General features: G+C 35.8%; 23 protein-coding genes, 1 other RNA gene and 1 pseudogene. 16 read left to right on the plus strand and 9 right to left on the minus strand.

Annotation, left to right across the window (positions count from 1 at the left end; genetic code table 11):
• Positions 1-5 precede the first annotated feature (5 nt).
• The 5 genes from pgaC to ACG94X_RS05455 all read left to right on the plus strand — a co-directional run bounded on the left by pgaC (position 6) and on the right by ACG94X_RS05455 (position 4,186).
• Positions 6-1,277 (plus strand): poly-beta-1,6-N-acetyl-D-glucosamine synthase, encoded by a 1,272-nt coding sequence (pgaC, locus tag ACG94X_RS05435; protein WP_419382724.1) that lies wholly within the window; start codon positions 6-8, stop codon positions 1,275-1,277.
• 16 nt (positions 1,278-1,293) lie between these two features.
• On the plus strand, positions 1,294-1,707 hold the full coding sequence (pgaD, locus tag ACG94X_RS05440) for a poly-beta-1,6-N-acetyl-D-glucosamine biosynthesis protein PgaD (RefSeq protein ID WP_419382725.1): 414 nt from the start codon (positions 1,294-1,296) through the stop codon (positions 1,705-1,707).
• 58 nt (positions 1,708-1,765) lie between these two features.
• The gene (locus ACG94X_RS05445) at positions 1,766-2,914 is read left to right on the plus strand and encodes an acyltransferase family protein (RefSeq protein WP_419382726.1); all 1,149 of its coding nucleotides are present in this window, start codon (positions 1,766-1,768) and stop codon (positions 2,912-2,914) included.
• 243 nt (positions 2,915-3,157) lie between these two features.
• Complete coding sequence (locus ACG94X_RS05450; protein ID WP_419382727.1) at positions 3,158-3,619, plus strand: PDDEXK family nuclease; 462 nt, start codon at positions 3,158-3,160, stop codon at positions 3,617-3,619.
• Between the two features lie 21 nt (positions 3,620-3,640).
• The gene (locus ACG94X_RS05455) at positions 3,641-4,186 is read left to right on the plus strand and encodes a hypothetical protein (RefSeq protein ID WP_419382728.1); all 546 of its coding nucleotides are present in this window, start codon (positions 3,641-3,643) and stop codon (positions 4,184-4,186) included.
• A 175-nt stretch (positions 4,187-4,361) separates the two neighbouring features.
• On the opposite strand, the gene ACG94X_RS05460 is transcribed toward ACG94X_RS05455, so the two are convergent.
• A complete protein-coding gene (locus ACG94X_RS05460) occupies positions 4,362-5,150 on the minus strand; it encodes a crotonase/enoyl-CoA hydratase family protein (protein ID WP_419382729.1) in 789 nt (262 codons plus the stop codon).
• Positions 5,151-5,479: 329 nt separating this feature from the next.
• On the opposite strand from ACG94X_RS05460, the gene pnuC reads away from it, so the two are divergent.
• The 3 genes from pnuC (at position 5,480) to ACG94X_RS05475 (ending at position 6,652) form a co-directional block, all read left to right on the plus strand.
• Positions 5,480-6,064 carry a nicotinamide riboside transporter PnuC gene (gene pnuC / locus ACG94X_RS05465; RefSeq protein ID WP_419382730.1) on the plus strand — a complete coding sequence of 195 codons (585 nt, stop codon included), beginning with the start codon at positions 5,480-5,482 and terminating at the stop codon, positions 6,062-6,064.
• Between the two features lie 18 nt (positions 6,065-6,082).
• A complete protein-coding gene (locus ACG94X_RS05470; RefSeq protein ID WP_419382731.1) occupies positions 6,083-6,409 on the plus strand; it encodes a hypothetical protein in 327 nt (108 codons plus the stop codon).
• Positions 6,410-6,538: 129 nt separating this feature from the next.
• The gene (locus ACG94X_RS05475; RefSeq protein ID WP_419382804.1) at positions 6,539-6,652 is read left to right on the plus strand and encodes a diguanylate cyclase domain-containing protein; all 114 of its coding nucleotides are present in this window, start codon (positions 6,539-6,541) and stop codon (positions 6,650-6,652) included.
• 183 nt (positions 6,653-6,835) lie between these two features.
• On the opposite strand, the gene ACG94X_RS05480 is transcribed toward ACG94X_RS05475, so the two are convergent.
• Positions 6,836-7,039, minus strand: a complete 204-nt coding sequence (locus ACG94X_RS05480; RefSeq protein ID WP_419382732.1) for an amino acid transport protein — start codon at positions 7,037-7,039, stop codon at positions 6,836-6,838.
• A 274-nt stretch (positions 7,040-7,313) separates the two neighbouring features.
• On the opposite strand from ACG94X_RS05480, the gene def reads away from it, so the two are divergent.
• On the plus strand, positions 7,314-7,793 hold the full coding sequence (gene def, locus ACG94X_RS05485) for a peptide deformylase (RefSeq protein WP_419382733.1): 480 nt from the start codon (positions 7,314-7,316) through the stop codon (positions 7,791-7,793).
• A 1,685-nt stretch (positions 7,794-9,478) separates the two neighbouring features.
• Positions 9,479-10,705, plus strand: a complete 1,227-nt coding sequence (locus tag ACG94X_RS05490; protein WP_419382734.1) for an acetamidase/formamidase family protein — start codon at positions 9,479-9,481, stop codon at positions 10,703-10,705.
• 200 nt (positions 10,706-10,905) lie between these two features.
• On the opposite strand, the pseudogene ACG94X_RS05495 reads toward ACG94X_RS05490, so the two are convergent.
• Both ACG94X_RS05495 and ssrA read right to left on the minus strand, forming a co-directional pair.
• Positions 10,906-11,325 (minus strand): annotated as a pseudogene (locus tag ACG94X_RS05495) (Arm DNA-binding domain-containing protein); the annotation flags it as partial.
• 179 nt (positions 11,326-11,504) lie between these two features.
• Positions 11,505-11,863: a transfer-messenger RNA gene (gene ssrA, locus ACG94X_RS05500) on the minus strand.
• 132 nt (positions 11,864-11,995) lie between these two features.
• Here ssrA and glpK point away from each other — a divergent pair.
• Positions 11,996-13,477 carry a glycerol kinase GlpK gene (gene glpK / locus ACG94X_RS05505; protein ID WP_419382735.1) on the plus strand — a complete coding sequence of 494 codons (1,482 nt, stop codon included), beginning with the start codon at positions 11,996-11,998 and terminating at the stop codon, positions 13,475-13,477.
• Between the two features lie 301 nt (positions 13,478-13,778).
• Here the strand turns inward: glpK and ACG94X_RS05510 are convergent, their stop codons facing one another.
• Both ACG94X_RS05510 and ACG94X_RS05515 read right to left on the minus strand, forming a co-directional pair.
• The gene (locus ACG94X_RS05510) at positions 13,779-13,964 is read right to left on the minus strand and encodes a hypothetical protein (protein ID WP_419382736.1); all 186 of its coding nucleotides are present in this window, start codon (positions 13,962-13,964) and stop codon (positions 13,779-13,781) included.
• Positions 13,965-14,237: 273 nt separating this feature from the next.
• Positions 14,238-14,816 (minus strand): DJ-1/PfpI family protein, encoded by a 579-nt coding sequence (locus ACG94X_RS05515; RefSeq protein ID WP_419382737.1) that lies wholly within the window; start codon positions 14,814-14,816, stop codon positions 14,238-14,240.
• 224 nt (positions 14,817-15,040) lie between these two features.
• On the opposite strand from ACG94X_RS05515, the gene ACG94X_RS05520 reads away from it, so the two are divergent.
• Complete coding sequence (locus ACG94X_RS05520; protein ID WP_419382738.1) at positions 15,041-15,520, plus strand: hypothetical protein; 480 nt, start codon at positions 15,041-15,043, stop codon at positions 15,518-15,520.
• A 153-nt stretch (positions 15,521-15,673) separates the two neighbouring features.
• Positions 15,674-16,870, plus strand: coding sequence for a peptide antibiotic transporter SbmA (gene sbmA / locus ACG94X_RS05525; RefSeq protein WP_419382739.1), 1,197 nt, complete (start codon positions 15,674-15,676; stop codon positions 16,868-16,870).
• Positions 16,871-17,001: 131 nt separating this feature from the next.
• Here sbmA and ACG94X_RS05530 read toward each other — a convergent pair whose 3' ends face one another.
• Positions 17,002-17,520 carry a chromate transporter gene (locus tag ACG94X_RS05530; RefSeq protein WP_419382740.1) on the minus strand — a complete coding sequence of 173 codons (519 nt, stop codon included), beginning with the start codon at positions 17,518-17,520 and terminating at the stop codon, positions 17,002-17,004.
• 6 nt (positions 17,521-17,526) lie between these two features.
• Positions 17,527-18,108: a chromate transporter gene (locus ACG94X_RS05535; RefSeq protein ID WP_419382741.1), complete on the minus strand. Its 582-nt coding sequence runs from the start codon at positions 18,106-18,108 to the stop codon at positions 17,527-17,529.
• Positions 18,109-18,253: 145 nt separating this feature from the next.
• Between ACG94X_RS05535 and ACG94X_RS05540 the strand changes: the two genes are divergently transcribed.
• The 3 genes from ACG94X_RS05540 (at position 18,254) to ACG94X_RS05550 (ending at position 21,023) form a co-directional block, all read left to right on the plus strand.
• A complete protein-coding gene (locus ACG94X_RS05540; RefSeq protein WP_419382742.1) occupies positions 18,254-19,138 on the plus strand; it encodes a LysR family transcriptional regulator in 885 nt (294 codons plus the stop codon).
• 218 nt (positions 19,139-19,356) lie between these two features.
• Positions 19,357-20,340 carry a hypothetical protein gene (locus ACG94X_RS05545; RefSeq protein WP_419382743.1) on the plus strand — a complete coding sequence of 328 codons (984 nt, stop codon included), beginning with the start codon at positions 19,357-19,359 and terminating at the stop codon, positions 20,338-20,340.
• A gap of 164 nt (positions 20,341-20,504) precedes the next feature.
• A complete protein-coding gene (locus ACG94X_RS05550; protein WP_419382744.1) occupies positions 20,505-21,023 on the plus strand; it encodes a hypothetical protein in 519 nt (172 codons plus the stop codon).
• Here the strand turns inward: ACG94X_RS05550 and ACG94X_RS05555 are convergent, their stop codons facing one another.
• The gene (locus tag ACG94X_RS05555) at positions 21,024-21,521 is read right to left on the minus strand and encodes a hypothetical protein (protein WP_419382745.1); all 498 of its coding nucleotides are present in this window, start codon (positions 21,519-21,521) and stop codon (positions 21,024-21,026) included.
• Positions 21,522-21,663 lie beyond the last annotated feature (142 nt).

Raw genomic sequence — 21,663 nt, forward strand, 5'->3', positions numbered from 1 at the left:
TTGGTATGAATTCCTTTCAACATTTGTGGCAAGCGATATTAAATTTTATATTTTATTATCCATTGTTCATGTCTTATTTATGGATGATCGGTGCGTTAATTTTCTACTGGAAAGAGCGTAAAGAGCCGCCATATCAACAACCTGCGACTTTGAGTGAATATCCACTGGTTGCGGTGCTGGTGCCTTGTTTTAATGAGCAGGACAATGCTGAAGAAACCATTAGCCATGCTTTAAATTTAGATTATCCTAATTTTGAAGTGATTGCGATTAATGATGGTAGCTCAGATCGAACGGCTGAAATCCTGAATGCTTTATCTGAAATACACCCTAAACTACGTGTGGTACATTTGGCAGAAAACCAAGGTAAAGCAATGGCTTTGCAAGCAGGTAGCCTTTTAACAGACGCTGAATATTTAATTGGTATTGATGGTGATGCTTTATTGGATCGTCATGCTGCACAATGGATGATCCGTCATTTTTTACAAAACCCATCCGTTGCAGCTGTAACGGGAAATCCACGTATTCGTACACGTTCAACATTACTTGGACGGATACAAGTTGGTGAGTTTTCCTCAATTGTCGGCATGATTAAGCGTGCACAACGTACATTTGGGCGCTTGTTTACAGTATCGGGTGTGATTACTGCATTTCGTAAAAGTGCAGTGCATGAGGTCGGTTACTGGTCGCCCAATATGCTCACAGAAGATATTGATATTACCTGGAAATTGCATCGAGCAGGTTGGGATGTAACATTTGAACCGAATGCTTTGGTATGGATTCTGATGCCAGAAACTTTTAACGGTTTGTGGAAACAGCGTCTGCGTTGGGCAATGGGTGGTGCGCAAGTTTTAATTAAGAATATAGATGTATTATTGAAACCGAAGCTCAATTATCTTTGGCCATTACTCATTGAATTGATCCTGACTTTAGTCTGGTCATATTTAATGTTGATTATGGTGGTTTTATGGGTTTTACATCTGCTTTTACCGTATGTGGGATTGCCTGCAATCACCTCACCGCTATTGCCAATGGGAACAGGGATTTTACTTGGAGCAACTTGTTTATTACAATTTGCGATCAGTAAATGGATGGATAGCCGATATGAGTCAAATTTGGCTAAAAACTTTTACTGGATGATATGGTATCCCTTTGTTTTTTGGTTGATTACAGTGACTGCAAGTATTATTGCCTTTCCTAAAGTATTATTACTCGGTAAGGGCAAACGGGCACGTTGGGTTAGCCCCGATCGTGGAATGCGACAGGATCAAAATGACTAAGCGTCCGAGAAAAAAGATGAAAACACAAACTTTGATTATCGATGTGCGTAACCAATTGCCTTGGCATAAACGTTACGTATCCAATACGACGACAGCAATGTTATGGGGCGGATGGATTTTTTTGTGGCGTCCATTGATCATTTTGATTGGGTATATATCTATTCAAAAGCCGCATTTGATTGAACATTTTTTCAGTGCTATCGCGCATGTTTTAGAAAATGGTTTTACTGCACTTTTAGCGTGTGCTGTTTCACTGTGGTTATGGAGTAATTTCATTCCTTCAAAAACCAAAGCACAAGCAAAAGATAAAAATACAGATGAGTATGCGCGCTATTTCAATTTAGATCTTGAACAATTGAAAGCCTCTCGTTTGCAAAAAATATCGACTGTTCATCATGACACAGATGGGCGAATCACACATATTGACTAAAGGTATAGTCGGCAAAAGTCCCACAAGTTGGGGCTTTTATTTTGAAATGGAAAAGTAAATGTCCGCTAAAATAAACTCAGCAGAAAGCATACGTGGCTTAGCATGTCTTGCTGTTGTATTTTCTCATCTGGCGATGAGTTTTTTCCCTTATTTGCATCATTTTGATGTCAATGAAACTACAGATTTATTATGGGTTCATACCACTCACCATTCACCATTTGGTTTTTTATATTCAGGTGATGCAGCGGTTTTTGTATTCTTTGTACTCAGTGGATTTGTGCTGAGTTATGCCATTCTAAAAAGTCCTGAACAATTTAATCATAAACTTAAAACGATGATGTTAAAGCGTTATCCAAGGTTGATGATTCCTGCGCTGACATCCTGTTTAATTATTTGGGCCGTGCTGAAAATAATCAACATTGATAGCAGTCTGGTCGGTGCTTGGTTGCAGGCATTTACAGTCCAAGACTTCAGTTTTAGCCATGCACTTTATGAAGGAACAATTGGCGCATTTTTGTTTTCTGAAAGTGATGTTAATTGGGTGTTGTGGACAATGACTATCGAATTAATGGGTTCATTTGCGCTATTTTTCTTACTTTATCTTTACCACTATAAAAAATCTGCATTTTGGCTTGGCTCAATTTTAGTTGTATGTTTGGCTTATTATTGGCGTGGGCGAGGATTTAGCTTTGGTATTAGCAGCTTCATCTTTGGTATTTATATCTATTTATATGCAAAACCACTAAAAAATATCACTGCAATCATGATGTTAATACTGGGCCTATACTTGGCAGGTGCACATAATACCAGTGCGGCATACCAGTGGATTTATCAAATTTTAGGTGAACATACGTATGACTATTGCAATTTTTTAGCAGGGGTTCTGATCGTTTATAGTATTTTAATGAATCCATTATTATCTAAAGGTTTAGATCATCCTGTATTGTTATGGCTTGGGAAGTTGTCGTTTTCAATCTATTTACTGCATTTACTCATGTTGTATTTGATCTGTATTCCTTTATTCAATCTATTCCATGGTTGGGGGTGGGGCTATTCAATTTCGGTAATCGTATCGGCAATAGTTGCAATACTCGCCACTTTATTGGTTGCAGATATTTATAGTCGATATGTCGATCAATTTGCGATTACAGTCAGTAATCACCTAGCAAAAACAGTATTGAAAAAAACTCAAAATAAACACATTTAAATCATTTAAGATTTATTGAGCTATTTTATAATCAGCAGAGAATCCAAAATTCAATTTAAGGATATTGGGAAGTCGATTATTTAAAAAATTAGCCAATTAAGGTTGAATTTTCATTTCAGAAAAATAGACCTTGCGTAAGTTAAAAATAATCAACTCTTTACAATTAAAGATGCTATAAAAGTTACTTTCGCAAGAGATCTAATATTAAAAATTTTAAAATCTATGTAGATAAAGAGTAAAAGTATGATGAAAAAAATGATTTTTTTAAGTATGTTGAGTTGTATCGCTTCATTCAGTTTTGCTGATACTGTGATTAAACCGATTATTCGTGGTCAAACTTTTAATGCATTTTATATTCCAGTTAAAACTTTTGGTAAACCCCTAAAGGTTATAAAAGGTGAGGAAGATGAATGTAGTGGTGGGCAATTTCCAGATAAATGGGTGTATGATCATTTTATTTTATTGGAAAATGGGCGTATAGATAAAGTCTATTTGAAAGGTAATAATGCTGTTAAAGTAAACACAGCGACGTTAGATGAAAAAATAACAGAAGCACAATTTAAAAAGCAATTTTCTAAGTTTATTTTTAAAGTTGAACCTGACGGCTATGCTATAGCAATACCAAAAGATTCAAATAATACTGTAACGTTCTATTTTAAGAATAACAAATTGAGCTATTTCCAGTTTAGTTTTGACGACTGTTAATACAATGAGGTAGTGACAATTATGCTGAAGTTTATTTTTATAATTTTAATTGTTGTCACCCTTTATTTTTTATGGCGAATGCTTGGCAAGCAAAAAATTAATGCAGTATTTGATGAGCAACGTGAGGAATTATCACAACTTATGCAAAATGTGCATGACGATGATGAACTACCTGAGAAATCTAAAACTATTAAAAATACACTTGATGCTGAACGAGTAAAGTTGGTCGATGTTGTTGATGTAGAACAGGATATGGCTTCTGTTGAAGAAATACCCATTCATAAACAAGACCAGTTGTTATTTGATGAGGTTGCGAAATTATTTTTTGAGAAAGCCATTCAAATCAAAAGTATCAATCAGGCAGAGCAAATTCAGCAAGAATTTTTGAATAAAATGCCGATGAGTACCCAGAGCCAGTGTGGAGATTTTGATTGTGGTGAATGGTCAATATTTTGGAGTTATAACGACCAATCACTAGAGTACTATGTCGGGCGTTACGGTGTGTTCTATGCGCATGTGGATCGTGAAGGGGTTGAGCATAAGGCTGAGTTTAAAGATTGTACTTAATTTTCATACTTTGCTTTCAACAGCTTTGCACTATTTGACGTGATACTTTATTCATTAGATTGAGAAGAAATATCCTCAGTTTGGCAATCTATAAAATTTCCAAACATCAGGTTTCTTTATACCGAAAATAAAAAGAAACCATCATTCATTACAACAGGTTTTTGTTAATGTATTTTTACTTGCCTTTAAATTGCGGTGCTCTGCGTTCTAACATTGCCTGCACGCCTTCTTGGGCATCTTCAGATGCAAGTAATGGATTAAGTAAGTTTTGTAAATTGCTAAAAGCAGCTTCGGGGCTTTGTAAAAATGCTTGGTGTGCAGAATTAAGTGCCGCCTGAACAGCGAGTGGGGCAGCTTGTGCAATACGTTCAGCCAATTCAAGGGCACGAACCAATTGATTATTACCTTCCACAACCTCAGTCACTAAATTCATTTCATAGGCTGTTTTCGCATAGAATAAATCACCAGTCAGGACATATTTCATCGCTTTTGCCCAACCTGCGGCTTGTACAAAGCGCACAGTTGCACCACCAAAAGGCAAAATACCACGTTGTACTTCAATTTGGGTAAATTGGGTATTTTCATTGGCAACAACAATGTCAGAGTTCAGCATTAACTCAATTCCTGCGGTGTAGCAATAGCCCTGAACTGCTGTGACCAATGGCTTGGTTCTTTGACGACCAACAGTACCCCAAGGATTGACAATGTCATCTGAGAAGCTAAAAACACCATCTGCAAGTTTAGGTTGCAACTCTACTAAATCAAGCCCTGCTGTAAAATGATCGCCATGTGCGAAGACAACTGCACAACGTAATTCAGGGTTATCCTCATACTCAGTTAAAGCAAGTGAAAGGTCATGAATCATATGACTATCGAAAGCATTGCGTTTACTTGCTCGGTCTAAACCAATTAAAAATAAATGCCCACGTATTTCACTGCTCACTTTTCCTTGCGTATTTGACATTGTTGTTCTCACTTTGTTTGTTATACATATTTTTTAATGTTTGATAGAAAATAGTCAAATCAATGTATTTGACTGACTTGTTTATCGTTAGTTGTATAGCACATTGGGAGGATAAAATGATTTGATAATTTGTACCGAATAAAACTTCAAAGAGATATTTATATTTAAAAGTAATTTAAAATCATATATTTATTGGAAATTGGGTGAGTGATGTATCTATTTTAAAATTTAGCATTGTCATTTAATGATGCGTTGAAATTTTAGGTATTACTTGCATTCGTTCAGTTTTTTTTCATAATAAGCACATCTTAATCTGTGTTGTGCAATCGATGTCTCCATTAGAAATATTTGCCGTCATTATTAGTATTATTGGGGTTGCACTGACCATAAAACGCAATATGTGGTGTTGGGCTTTTAACTTTTTAGCTTATCTTTTATATGCTTATTTATTCTTCGAATTTAAATTTTATGGGCAAAGTATTTTACAGTTTTTCTTTGTAGTCGTAAATTTTTATGGTTTTTATCATTGGCTTAAAGGTAAGCAGCAAGATCATGAGATTAGAATTGAACCGATTGCGACTAAGACCGTCATTATACAAATGATTTTAGCGGCTATTGCAGGTTTAGTATTTGGCTTCTCATTACAACATTTTACCGATGCAACTTTACCAATGCTAGATTCGCAATTGGCTGCTTTTAGTTTATTAGCGACTTATTGGACAAGTCGTAAACATATTGCAACATGGGTTTTATGGATATTCGTTAATATTATTTATGTAGGAACTTTTCTTCATCAAAGCTTATTCCCTACAGCTGGCTTGTATGCGGCATTTGTAGGATTGGCAATTTATGGATGGATACATTGGGAACAAGTGAAAAAGAAGCAGCAAAATAAAGTTTTAGACAGCATTTAATCCAAACATAGGTTCGCCATGATTATTGATTTTATTCAAATTCAAAAGCTAAAATTTGATCAGTATGCACAAAAAATCATGGCAAAACCTGAATGTTTTTTAGATTTTGGCTCAGTTTCAGATTTTTATAAATCAGCATGGTTAAATGATTTTCCAATGGCTACGACATGGTCTGTTTCAGGCTTAGATGATGGAGCAGAACAGTTTTACATTTCAATTCAATATAAAAACCAGTATTTAAATTTGGATATTCAACAGACTATTTGGAGTTTAAGTTTTAAAAATATGGATGGAGAAATCTTTAAGCAGAAGGTCTTAAGGCATCATCGTCCAGAGTTTTTTTAAGGAATATTAAAATTTAAGCTATAGATAATTACACATAGTTAAATTTACTCATATTTTAAATTTTGGTTAAGTGTAGGTTAACCTAATGACATGAAAAAATGGAGTTTTTTTAAATATAGTGAATAAAATATCGTCGGGCGTTTTCATGGGGAAGAGTTTATTATTTTACTCAAAGAAACGTATTTGGAACAAGCTATTCAGATTGCAGAAAGATGTCGTTTGGAATACAAAATGAATTATTAATATTGGATTAAAATACCACATTAAATATTACTTCTAGTTTTGGTGTGGCAAGTTCGATGGAGTTTATTTCCTCCAAAGAATAAGTTGTAAGTAGTACAGATCAGGCATTATATTTAGCAAAAGCTAGTGGTCGAAATCAAGTTCGTCATTATTCAGAAACCCAAAATCAGTCTGATCATGCCCTTATAAACGAATAAAATAAGGTAGAATAGATAAAATGATTCCAATTACACTTATTATTGTAATATTTTCAAGGAAATATGGATAAATCATCAAGACTATTCCACAGGTAAAGGGAATGATGACTTTTTGTTTTTTACCATATAAAAAATAGCCCAATCCAATTGAACTAAAAATAACACTCAGGAGTAAGGTGGTTGTATTCATAATAATGTGATGAAATTACGATAGTACTGAGTTTATTACCTGATCAAAATTAAAAAAATCTTAAAGTTACATTTTTTATTGATATTTTTTGCAATCTTGTTGTTAATACTATAAATATTAGTGTGATATTTCCCATGTTGTGGCAAATTTAATTGATCTTTAAAACTCATTTTTTCTGATAATCACCTATTATGAATTTTTAATTATGGACGAGAGCTATACATTAAAATTTGAATTATGTTTAAGTTTATAAAAAGTATTGAAAGGATAGGAAATGGCTACAATTTTACCAGTCGCACAACTTGGCGAAGAAATTTTAGCCTTAGTTGCTGCACCAGTAACAGAGTCTGAGTTTGCAAGTGAGTGGTTAGAGATACTGTCTCAATCGATGCAAGCAACGATGTTGCTGCGTAATGGCGTGGGTATAGCTGCGCCGCAAATCTATGTCTCAAAAAGGCTAATCATTGTAGCCTCACGTCCAAATTTACGTTATCCAGATGCACCGAATATGGATGCAATTGTTATGATAAATCCTGAAATTACCAAGAGATCTATTCAAATGGTTTTAGGTGAAGAAGGGTGCTTGAGTGTTCCAGATGAGCGTGGACAGGTTGCAAGAGCAGATCAGATTTCGGTGCAATATTTCACATTAGCAGGTGAAAAAATTTATCAAGATTTTAGTGGTTTTCCAGCCCGAATCGTACAGCATGAAATAGATCATTTAGATGGGATTCTATTCGTAGAGAGAATTTAAAACGATTGTTTGCGAGTTGAAGGCTATTTTTTATAGTTTATATTGATACTTTTATTATTGGTCAATTTTTTGCAATTGGGTATAAAGTCCGTGTCTTCTAATTGCTGTTGCTAAGTTTATAAGGGGCTTGGGGCGTTAAAGACGATATTTTTATGAAACCTTATAAAAGAAAAAAAATGATTATTGTGTGATTTTAGATATGGAATGGATAATTGAAAGTGTAGCAGGGCAGATATTACGAGTGTTATATTTTGATTGATAAACCATTTTTGAATCTGATTTTTTGTAAAGTTTTACTTGGTTTTTGGATAAAATAAGGATATTGAATCTTTCTTATCATCGATAAGGATGATATTTCCGAATATGTGGAATAAGGCAATAAAAAAGCCACTTAAAATAAGTGGCTAATTTATAAAAAGAATTTTGGTGGGGTGGTGACAATTGAAAACAAATCATAAGTTGTTGTTATTTATTAATTAAATTATATATAAAAAACACAGTGTACAGATTATATGTTGCTAGGCTTATTTTATTGAGTTTGGTAGCTAAGTTTGGAGTTCAACTGGCATATAGGAGTTGGTTTTATCGAACTTATCCATGAAAGCATTATGCATGGCTATAGCTACGGCATTAGATTTACGTTCATACATATCATGCTTATCGACCATGGCCCGAAATGTCTTCTTATTTTTATTAAGCGGCTTATGATCTTTTGAAAAAATGGTATTACTTCGCGATTTAATGGCCATCCAAGTTTTATTCGCATTCGCTGCATATTAATTCTGGCCACATGCTTCTTATTACACTGCTGAATAAGATAATTAACCTTATGACATTTTCTACATTTGAACTGGCCATCAAACAAATATAGTTTTGCTACCCGACTACCACAATCATTATCAGGACATATAAACCAGTATCGGTGATTACCATAATGGCATGGTGTAGTACTAACCTTGATATGAAGCCTGTAATTGGTACTATTTTGTGTAAATGACAGAATTAAAGCGCCGTGACGATACTCATAGCCCATAGATGAGCGAATCTCATTTTCTCTTTCCCTCCCCCAATTACCAGAAGCACCATCCACAAGAGAGTTTGATCTGGCCATAGTTCGACTATCTATATTCAGACAATCTTCAACCGTGCGCTTACTATCATTTTTCATGCCTAAAATCCGCAATAATTGTCAAGAAACTCACACTAGATACCCTTTAATTGCATTTTAAGGGCAATTTTCAACATAAAAAGCATGTAAAACCACATCAATTATCCTCATTTATGTATAAAACGGCATGTTTTAAGGGGTGCATGTTAAGGTTGCTGAAGATATAATTAACTAATATTAATCAATATGTTAAGTCTATTTTGTGCAAAACACGTTGCAATATTTTACTAATGATTTAGGTAAAATAGTGTAGTCGAAAGTATAAAGGGGTGTATTTTGCGACATGTAGAGCTATAAGGATGCTTCTTGATAAAACGCTACTTGTAATAACTGGTTATAAAAGATGGATGGCTTTGCAGTGACATAAATACTTATGCACTTGATTGGATCGGAGAGTTGTAAGCAATTAGTGCATTTTTCACTTAAATTATCCAATACACTCAATTTTATCGTGGCATGAAATTTGCTCTAACGTATCTACAATATTTTTATTTTTCAATTATTAAAGGTATGTTCTATGTTTAAGCACACGCTCATCTCAATGTTTGTTTTCAGTGCTCTTGGTACTTCAGCAGTCTATGCGGAAAGCTTTAATGTTCTTAAGCAGATATCAAATAAGCCTGTTCAGCTAAAAGATGGTGAATACAAAGGCAATTATTATGTACCTTCAACTTTAAACACGATTACTTGGGGTTACTTACCAAATAAAGATGCTAAGCCTGTCATTTCTGTTCCATCAGGCAGCATTGTAACTTTTGATACAGTTTCACACGAAGGTTTACTTGAAGATCAAGGGCGTGATGCAGAAAGTTTTTTCAAGTCAAAAGGGGTTAAAGCTGAATACATTTTAGATGAAGCAAAAAAAATCACCCAATCCAAACTGAGCCATGATTTTGATAAAGATGGACCACATATTGTGACTGGCCCTGTCGAAATTCAAGGTGCACAACCGGGTGATATCTTAAAAGTAGAAGTGATTAAAGTTGAGCCACGTGTTCCTTATGGCGTAATTTCTAGCCGCCATGGTAAAGGTGCACTGGTTGGTGAGTTTCCGAAAAAGCCAAAACAAGAAAATGCTTCAGCAGCCCATCCTGAACGGTATGGCAATGTCTCAGTCTTTACTCCTATAGAAAAAAATTCCAAAGGTGAATACGAAGGTGTTTTAAAAACAGAATCAGGTAAGTCTATTCGTTTCCCACTTTATCCATTTATGGGCATTATGGGCGTAGCTGCTAATACGTCCGAGCCTGTACATTCTGTTCCACCTTCAATATATGGTGGTAACATTGATATCAATGAACTAGGGGCTGGATCAACTGCTTATTATCCTGTGCAAGTAAAAGGTGCTCTGTTCTACACAGGGGATAGTCATTTTGCACAAGGAGATGGTGAAGTAGCTTTGACAGCACTTGAGGCATCCGCTCGTGCAACTCTTAAATTTACTTTGTTAAAGGCAGGCAAAGATAAGATTCCTGGTAAGGAAATTGTGCAACCTTTAGCTGAGAATGCTGAATTTTGGATTACACCAGGTTTAGATGTAGATTTAGATGAAGCAATGAAAAAATCTACTCGTGAAGCAATTCGTTTTTTAAATCAGGAATATGGCATTGATGAGGCAATTGCCTATGCTTATTTAAGTGCTGCTACAGATTTTGAGGTTTCACAGGTAGTGGATAAAACTAAAGGAATTCATGCCAAAATACGTAAAGCAGACTTCAAAGAGTTTAGTGAAGAACAAAAATAAATAGTTCTACATAACATACGGCATTTTTTGCAGGACGTAGCAGGACAAAATTTCCTTGATGTATCTTGATAAAATGCCGTTTTAATAAAATAGCTGTAATGCTTTATTCATAAGAGCTTGAATGCATTTATAGGACTCCTTATTAGTAGGCTATCAAGGTAAATGACTTATGTGTTGTACCACTAAATACACGGTGTTTAAACATGCTTTTCCAATGCTCCCTTATTTCTAGTCATTGTATCTACAACCCAACTATTGACCTTAGTATCTAGCCACTCTCTAGCCAGTGATTCAAAGGTGGCATTATTCTGCTCAAGTTCTTGGCGGTTTCTTTCTTGTTTGGTAATGATGGGGTTATCGCCGTGTGAAATATCCTTAACTATTTCGGATGCTTTTTTTCTTGCACCTTTACCCGATAGTTCAGGATAAGTACCAATACCTAACCATGACCACTTACCATCAGCCTTTTTGTATCTGAATAACCACGCTTTTTTACCATTAGGCTTTACACGGAAATATAAGCCATCAACATCTAGCTCCCGATACTCTTTTAATTCAGGTTCAAGGTTTGCAAGTACGGTATCTGGTAAAGGTCTTCTTTTAATATCTTCTCTTTTCATGCCTTGTACACCAGTGAGTTCAATAAAATGTGCAATGTACAAGACCGTGTACACGGCATATATACACTGTGGCTAGTTATGTTTGGTTATGTTTAGGCATAAAAAAAGGCTTAACCCCTTTAGGATTAAGCCTTTCAGTCCCCAAGCTTGGCATATTTTGCCATGTTTGGGAGGGTATTTGGTGGAGGTGGCGGGAGTTGAACCCGCGTCCGCCAGCACTACGCTCGAGAATACTACATGCTTAGATATCGTCTATTATTTTAACCCTTTGTGACCCGACGAACAGGATACTCAGGCGATCCTCTAGATTTAGTACAAAGCCCCGAGGCGTGGCTTTAATACGGACTTGTGTGCGTGCGCTTCAGTCGGTCTCTCTAACCACAAGTATTCGGAGAGGCGGACAAGCTGCCCTTAGGCAGCTAGAGCGTATGATTCGTCGTTTGCGACTAAAAAATGCAAATTTGATTTACGAGAGAAAATGCGCTCTCGGCATGCATCTATAAGTTTCATCACCAGCGTCGAAGCCAGAAACACCCCCAAAGAACAAGCTTATGATAGCATATAAAACTGGAAATTCCTTAGAAAATTCACTACTTTTATATATCAAATTACCTGCTTGATAATATAATTGGGTTACTATCAACATTTTTCAAGGGACAAAAACAAAAAGATGAGCTATTTACTCGCACTTGATCAAGGAACGACTTCTAGTAGAGCCATTATTTTTGATGAGCATGGAAAAGTCTATGCGACTGCTCAACGAGAAACACAAATTAAGACACCACATTCGGGTTGGGTCGAACAAGATGCGATGGAGATATGGACAACGCAAATTGCAGTTGTACAACAAGCGATTGCATCTGCAAGATTACTTGCCAAAGACATAAAGGCACTTGGTGTAACCAATCAACGAGAAACGACAGTTGTTTGGGATAAGCGAACTGGGCGACCACTTGCTCCTGCCATTATCTGGCAAGACCGTCGTGCGGCAGACTGGTGTAATCAGCTGATTCAGAATAACTTTTCCGATAAAATTCATAAAAAAACAGGTTTACGAATAGACCCTTATTTCAGTGCGGGTAAATTAGTTTGGTTATTAGAAAATATTCAAGGATTAAGAGAACTTGCAGAGCAAGGTCACGCGGCTTTTGGAACGATAGATAGTTGGCTCATTTGGAATTTAACCCAAGGCACTGAGCATGTGATTGAAAGCAGTAATGCTTCTCGTACTATGTTGATGGATTTAAAATCACAGCAATGGGATGCTGAACTGCTTGAATTATTTAATATTCCATTATCAATATTACCTAAAATCATCCAATCAGATCGCTATATTGCTAATACTGCAACTGGATTATTGGGGGCAGAAATCCCGATTTGTGGTGTGCTAGGCGATCAACAATCTGCTTTGTTCGGTCAGTCTTGTTTTGAAGTTGGAACAGCAAAAAACACCTACGGTACGGGGTGTTTCATGTTGTTTAATACAGGTGATCAGATTCAGTTTAGTAAAAATCAATTACTCACAACATTGGCGTGGAATTGTCAAAACCAAACGCAGTATGCACTGGAAGGTAGCGTCTTTATGGCGGGTGCAATAGTGCAATGGCTGAGAGATGGCTTAGGTATTATCAAAAATAGTGCAGAAGTAGAAAGCTTGGCTTCTCAGGTGAGCAGTACCGATGGTGTTGTTCTTGTTCCTGCTTTTACAGGACTAGGTGCACCGCATTGGGACAGTGAAGCTCGTGCACTGCTCTGTGGAATGTCACGTGGCACCAATAAATCACACATCGCCCGTGCTGCCTTAGAGTCGATTGCTTTTCAGGTTTCAGATGTGCTTACAGCTATGCAGTCTGATATTGCACAGCCATTAAAAGAGTTACGCGTAGATGGTGGTGCAAGTCAAAATAATACTTTGATGCAATTTCAGGCAGATATTTTAAATGTTCCTGTCTTGCGTCCAAAATTATTAGAATCTACAGCGTGGGGTGCAGCGGCAATGGCAGGGCTTAAAATTGGGGTTTTTAATGACTTGAGTGAAATATCACAGTCATGGCAATTAGAAAGAGCTTTTGAGCCGAATATGAATGATGATCAAAGACAACATCATCTAGCATTGTGGAATGATGCATTGAATCGAACAAAATCTCATTGATTATAAATGAATTATGGTTATATTGTTGAAAATGAAAAAAGACTTTGAAATTAATTAATTACTGAGAAAAAACCAAGTTAAGCCGTTGACTTGGTTTTTATTTTTTTGAAATTTTAATTTATAGATTCGCATTAAAAAATTTTCAGCAAAAGATTATGAATATGTTTATGAGCCGATCATGACTTTAAAGAAATTTATTTCTATCGAAAATTTATTTTAGTGGGGGGCATTCATTAAGTGATCTAGAAATTAACTCGCTAATGCCCAAACTTGATGATTCAATCAGAATAATGGCGAGTCTTTAGATCTTTTTCCACTTTATATTTTCATCAGCAAAATTAATAATGAAAGATAGACCATCATCACCAACAAGATAAGATGAAGGGTTAACCATAAGCACTTTGAGTAATCTTCCAGTTTCAACCGTAATGGGTTCTAAATTATCTTTCTCTAAAGTGATGGTCTCTAGTAATTCAATGATGTCCATTTTGAATGCTAACCTATGGTTTGGGAATAAAAGTCTAGAAATTGAAATAAGTTAATACAAAGAATATTACATAATTGAAAAATAGTTTGCTGTTATAACGCTGAATATTTGCAATGATTTGTAGCGTGACTTGGTTGTTTTGAATTTGGTAGTTTGTACTGGCTTTAAACCTTATTTTGAAATTACTTTTTTGGGTTTTTCATGAGTTTTTTATTTTTTAAATTATTGGCTAAGTCCCAATTTTCGTGGAATTTAGCCTATTTTTAGAAATTGTTAAAGGGTAATGGTTGCACCTAAGGCTTTGATAAATTGCGCCATCCAAGCTGGGTGAGCAGGCCAAGCGGGTGCAGTTACTAGGTGTCCATCGGTGACTGCCTCTGTCACAGCAATATCGGCATATTGACCACCGGCAAGTTTAACCTCAACAGCGCAAGCAGGATAGGCAGAGCATAAACGACCTTTAAGTACATTTGCTGCTGCAAGTAATTGTGCACCATGACAAACGGCTGCGATTGGTTTTTTAGCGTGATCAAATTCACGGACGATTTCTACAACACGATCATTCATACGTAAATATTCTGGCGCACGACCACCTGGAATGACTAAACCAACATAATCTTGTGTATTGACCTGATTAAAATCATGGTTAATGACAAAATTATGTCCACGTTTTTCGCTATAGGTTTGATCACCTTCAAAGTCATGAACGGCTGTTACAATGGTGTCACCAGTCTTTTTTTCTGGGCAGACGGCATGAACGATATAGCCTAGACCTGTTAAAAATTGGAAAGGCACCATTGTTTCGTAATCTTCGGCATAGTCACCGACTAACATTAATATTTGTTTAGACATTATTTTATCCTCAATTCGATTTTTAAAATGATTCTATTCAAAATAGCATAGGCGTTTGACGGAATTAAGTGGTATAGATAGTGCTTTAGTCGTAATTATTATTGTAAAATTTTCTGTTTATTGCATGTGCTAAATAAGGCGATTAAATTGTGAATGATTGATTTAACAATGATCTACAGTGCAATGACTTGGCTATGTAAAGATAGAAGGAATGGATAAAAATCATGAAATTAATTAAATGGAATCAATCTTTTTTTGCAGTGTTATTGTTCTGCATGACTTCATTGAGTATGGCGGAGGAAGAGACTGAATATCGCGGGATGGGGATTGCAAAAGATTATTTTCCAACATTTCAGTATTTAAAATTACATGGATTCATTGCCAAAAAGCCTGACATAAAGCGTTATGACTATAATGATGTTTATAACGTGAAAAAGCCTTTATCATTTAAAGGACAAAATGTGGTTTTATTAACCGATGAATATATGTCGGAATATGTTGGATGTTGTGTGAGTGAAGGTTGGGGCGCAGTCATTGCCAAAACATTTGATCTTGCGCCTTTAAAGCAGTTTGCCAAAAAGAATCAGTGTTCGCTTAGCATTAGAGATAAAAGTAATGTTGATTATTATGGTTTGATTCTTAAAAAATTACCTAAAGCAGAATATTATGAGTTGTCATGTCGTGAACGTGATTTAAATGAATAGTCATCATCGATGATTGTTTTGAATAAATAAATGAGTACATGGATGTAATCAAAAAAGTACAAAGCTTTAAGCTACGTTAAGTTTTAAAGATTAGTATGAAACAATTGTAAGAAAAACAGTATATAAAACATTGTTAAAGGATCGTAGTATTAAATGTTTAAGTCTTTTTTCCCGAATCCAAAGTGGTTTTTCTCGTCGGTCGTGGTTTGGTTTATTCTCAATTTAGCATTTTGGTACAGTGGTGGTAAAACTTGGGGAGAATTTCTAGGTTTTCCAAATGGTTATGCAACTGCTGAATTGCCAATTAGTGTGAGTCGCTTTTGGTCGGCACAATTTTTATGGTTTTATCTGTGGTTCTTTGTTTCTACAGTCATTTTTGCATTGTTTTGGCAGTGGAAGTCCGATAATAAATGGCAAAATTGGTCTGTTCACGGCTCAGCTTTTATTATTTTCAATATTTGGCTGACTGTTCAAGTGAGTGTCGCAATTAATGCTTGGTATGTTCCATTCTGGGATATGATCCAGCAAATATTGACAAGAGGTGGTGGTGATTTATCACTGCTTTATGCTGAATCGTTAACCTTTATTTATATTGCCGCTATTTCTGTCACGGCAGGTGTCATCATGACATTTTTTACAAGCCATTATATTTTTAGATGGCGTACAGCAATGACGGAATTTTATGTAGAGCATTGGCAACAGTTACGTAATGTTGAAGGTGCTTCGCAACGTGTGCAAGAAGATACGATGCGTTTTGCAACCATTATGGAAGACTTAGGTGTAGAGTTTATTAAAGCCATTTTAGTGTTAATTGCTTTTTTACCATTGTTATTTTCCTTGTCAGAAAAAGTTCCAATGTTACCTATTGTTGGTGAAGTAAAATATTCTTTGGTTTGGGCAGCCATTGGTTGGGCACTGTTTGGAACTTTTTTATTGATGGTCGTTGGTGTAAAGCTTCCAGGATTAGAATTTAATAATCAAAAGGTTGAAGCGGCTTATCGTAAAGAATTGGTTTATGGTGAGGATTATACAGATCGGGCTGAACCTGCAACCTTACAAACATTATTTAAAAATATTCGTAAAAATTATTTTAAATTGTATTTCCATTATGCGTATTTCAACGTCGTCGCTCGGTGGTATGGGCAACTTGATATTTTATATAGTTTATTTGTTCTATTTCCTGCACTTGCAGCGGGTTTACTTACGTTAGGTTTGATTAATCAAATTTCAGGTGTATTCGATAAAGTTCGTGAGTCATTCCAGTATTTGGTTGGGTCTTGGAAAACAATCATTGAACTTTTATCTATTCGTAAGCGTTTAAAAGCATTTGAATCTATTTTAGATGAATGATTTAGCTACGGTTAAATGATTAGCTCATCAATTCAATTTTAAAACCCGCAATTTGCGGGTTTTTGACTTTAAAATTTATGCTGTCAAAGCATCAAAGCATCAAAGCATCAAAGCATCAAAGCATCAAAGCATCAAAGCAAAACTGCACCAGCGCCTGCACCAATCAGCATTAACCAAACAGGATGGATATTTCTAAATAAACTTAAACATATTGTTAAAGCCACAATAGCAATGAGTAACGCATTTTGTGCAGAAGCTTGTGCAATGATCCAAGCACTGACTAAGACCAAACCCACAGTAATCGGTTTGAGTGCCTTTTCAAATTTTGTGCGCAATGGATTATCTTTAAAATTATTCCAAAATTTAAGTGCATAGATTGTAATAATTGAAGATGGGCCAAATTTTGCCAGTGATGTCACCATTAAACCCATAGGTCCTGCAACGTGCCAACCGACCAAAGGGACAATCATCATATTTGGACCAGGTGCAGCTTGCGCCATAGCAAACATTGAGCTGAATTGTTCAGCAGTCATCCAGTGATGAACCGTTACCACTTGATGCTGCATTTCTGGCAAGATTGCATTTCCGCCACCAAAAGCCAATAAAGACAATTGAGTAAAAACTAAAGTGAGTGCTAAAAGGACATACATGGCGTTTTACTCCTGATTCATTCGGCGTTGTTTAATGCTAAGCACAGCGATGTTAATGGCAACCAATATCAATAAAGTCAGTGCTAAAGGGAGTTTGATAAACAGCATGAAGATGATGGTTAATATGATGGTGAAGTAGGTCAATTTGCTTTTCATTAACGGTTTTAACATTTTAAAACCTGTGGCAAAAAGTAAACCTGCGGCAGCGGCGGCTAAGCCTTGAATCATGTGCTGTACCAAGGGAATATATTGAAATTGTGCATAGAGTTGATAGAGCGAAATGACAATGATGGTTGGAGCGAGCATTAAACCAAATACAGCACTCATTGCGCCTTTGACACCTGAAAAATCATAACCAATTGCAACAGCCATATTGACAATATTACCGCCTGGTAGAATCTGACAAACACCGAGAAGATCTGTAAATTGAGCGGAAGTCAGCCATTTTTGATCTTCTACAATCAGTCGATGAGCGAGGGGTAAAACACCACCAAAACCCATTAAGCCCAGTTTCATAAAACCTAAAAATAATGCTTTGCAATTTGGAGTTTCTGCCTGCTGTTCCATTGGAATTGCTTCAGTATTCATTTAGACCTCTGTAAGGGGGGGAGCGATTTGGCTTAATGGGTATTATCTGCTTGTTTAGCTATATTGAAAAATGCTATTTTTGCTGTTAAACATACTTTAAAAGTATGCTTAACTTTTTGAGTTAAATATAAGAATAGGCATAGACATGATTGATATTCATAAACTTAAAGCGTTTATTGCTGTGGTTGAGGAAAGTAATATTTCTCGCGCGGCTGTACGCTTAAATATGCAGCAGCCACCATTAACTAGAATTATCAAAAGCTTAGAAGATGAATTATCTATAGATTTATTAAAACGATTACCGAGAGGTGTTGAAGTGACCGAAGCTGGAAAAGCCTTATATCAAGAGGCTTTGAGCATTCTCGCACATGCACAGGCGATTCCTAAACGGGTACAAAATATTTCTATGGGCTTGGAAGGACAGATCAATATCGGTTTTACTAATTCTGTTGGTTTACACTCATTTTTGCCTGCTTTATTACGTAATTTTCGTGAGGCATTTCCTGCTGTTTCGATACATTTAAATGAAGATGGAAGCAATTCGCTCATCGACTCAATTATCAATGAAAAGAATGACATCGTATTTTTGCGTAAACCTGCACCGATTGGTTTTGGTTTAACCAATTTACATATTTTAGATGAACCTTTAATTGTAGCTTTACCCAATAATCATCCTTTGGCAATAGCCGAAAATCCGATTCATTTGCTCGATTTAGAAGCCTATGATTTTGTGCTCTATCGGCGTTTAGCAGGACAAGATTTGTTTGATAATATTCTAGCGAGTTGTTATCAGGCCGGTTTTAGTCCCAAAATTGTCCAAGAAGCACCACGTTTAACATCCAGTTTAAACTTGATTGCCGCAGGAATTGGATTGTCGATTGTTCCGGAGGCAATTCGTGATTTTTGGAATAAACAGATTGTCTATAAAACTTTACAGGCAGATAGTCCATGTATTGCGCCAATTTATGCGGTGTATAAGGGAAATGTCGAGAATATACGTTTAAAGCATATTTTGGATCGTTTGAAATAATTTAGTTTTGTGACGCTTTTAGCTATAAAAGCCATGTTAACTTTGTGCGGTAAATCTTGTAATTTTAAAAAATGTAATTTTATTTCAGGTTAAATCTATTTAGTGTTGTGAAAGGTGTATTTTATTTAGATAAATAGTCAATAAATTCAATATAATAAGTTTGAGATTTATCAATATTTACGATATTTTCATGGATTGAGCTTTACCGAGAATAATACGTGAATTTTAAAATTTTTCTGCTACTCAGTACGGTTGGCTTTGTTTTGCAAGGCTGTACCAGTGTGAAGACTTTAACTTCGGATTCATTCAAACAATATACGTCGGCACAGGATGTTATTTATAAAAAAAATATCAATGAAAATAATAGCTCAGCTAAAGAATACGTCTATGACTGGGGGGCTAAACAGCATGATCAGGTGATTCAGAAGCAGATTCCGAAAAACTATCTCAACAGTTTTTGTATTGCTAAAGGTGGTCAATTTTCACAAGTTCAAAAAAGTTCGATGCATTTAGTTAAAGATATCTGGTCAAAAAAATTATTAAATACCTATAGCAATGTAAAACAGGGTATTGGCGCATACCAATGTGTGCAAAGTAATGGCGAGCAATGGTATGTGTCGATAGAACCGCTATCGGAACGTAAGCTTGAACAAGGTGAAACACGTGTTGTGAATCTGCAAACTAAAGTTTTGTCTTTAGATGAAATTAAGAAAATGTATGGTAAAGCGACTACGGTTGCTGCACCACAAGACAAAAAAGTGGTGACCAATACTCCTAAAAAGCCAGTTCCGAATAATGTAACTAAAGCTGAAATTAAAGTATTAGAAGAGAAAAAACCGATTATTCCACCTATAGAAGAAGAGGAAAAAGAGAAAGCGCAGCCTGAAAAAGCAGTTTCTACACCACAAAATCAACAAATGAAGCTGTATGCCACAGCACGTAAGGATTTAGGGCGTGGACAGAACCAAATTAATGCCTGTAATAATGCTGAACGTGCCTATAATTACGGTAAATTGTATGGTTCTACAGGTATGAATGTTTATGCTGAGTCTGGGGTTTTGGTGGCGAAATGTTTAACCAGTGTACCGAGTTATAGTCGTCGTTTTTCTAATCCGCAAGATCGTGCAAAGCGTATTTTGCAGAATATAGCGGCTGGGCAGAATCATGCTGTTGCGAAATATATGTTAAAGCAAATGAAGTAATTGAATAGGCATGTCTCTTATTGTGTCAAAGGCATGCTTATTTTTTGGATGATGATTTAAAATACAAAATCGAAGTGATCAAGCCATCGTTTACAGAGTCATAACAGGTGGTAAGGTCAACTTTGTGATAAAAAGAATCTTATTTTGAATAAAGCCGTTTAATTATGTCTCGTCAAATGTATTCTCCTATTCTTAGTCGTTTTTCTCGCCGTGTTCAGTCTGCTTTTTTAGCAGTAACATTATTGGGAACAGCGCAATTTGCAGTTGCAGGGCAAACGGTCGATCAGCTTAGTGATTGCTTAGTCAAAGCTACTACTGCAACCGATAAAACCACAGTTTTGCAATGGACATTTGCCGCATTGTCTTCACATCCAGATTTAAAAGCATTGAGTAATGTAACGGATTCGCAGCGAACTGAACTGGATAAAAAGTTTGCGCAAGTCTTACAGCATGTGATTGTGGAGCAGTGTGCGACACAGACCAAAGCGGTGATTCAGGCAGAAGGGATTCAAGCTGTTGGTGATAGTTTTCAGGAGTTAGGGCGTAGTACGGGCGAGGATATTATTAAAAACCCAGAAGTGAAGCAGCAGTTACAAGGTGTGATTCGCTATGTGGATTTAAATAAATTGGTGATGACTTTTTTAACCCCTGATATTTTTAATAAGTTGGGTTTATCTAAATAGTTATAATCTTGAACTCTGCTTTAAAAAGTTGATCATATCACCTTGTTTTAAGATTTTTTGATTGATTTGGATACGCTCTAATGTTGCCCAATATTGGATTGTAGCAGAGCGGTTGCCTGTTGGTCTTATGTGTTTATGTGCAGTATAAAAGATAATAATCTCATGATTGAGTTTACTATTAAATAGAACCTGACATTGTCTTTTTGTTGAGAATATTTGAGACAGAAAGAAGCCTTGATATTTGATTGTGGTGTGGTCTAAAATGTGATTTGGGCTGCGCCATTGTTGTTGGCTATAACTATTATATTGGGTATTGGCATCGTATCCAGACAAGTGATCGAGTTGGTACTGTAAGGTGTTGATGACTTGATCGCGACCACAGAGGTTAAACTGTAGATATATGGCAAGTATTACAATAATTGAAATGATAACAATGAATCCGTAATAAAATAATGATATTGCAGATGTTGTAAAGTCTGTTTTTTGAGTTTTTTTCAAATGACTTTTTATCCAAAGTACTTACACGTATTTTAACGAAATGAGATGTTTTGTGTGTGATTTTAATTTTGTAAAACTATAATTCAATCATATAACTATTGTTGAAGAGTTATTTCTCTCTCATTTATAAAATACAGAAACG

Origin of the sequence: Acinetobacter psychrotolerans (assembly GCF_048552595.1) — a bacterium.
Classification (GTDB): domain Bacteria; phylum Pseudomonadota; class Gammaproteobacteria; order Pseudomonadales; family Moraxellaceae; genus Acinetobacter.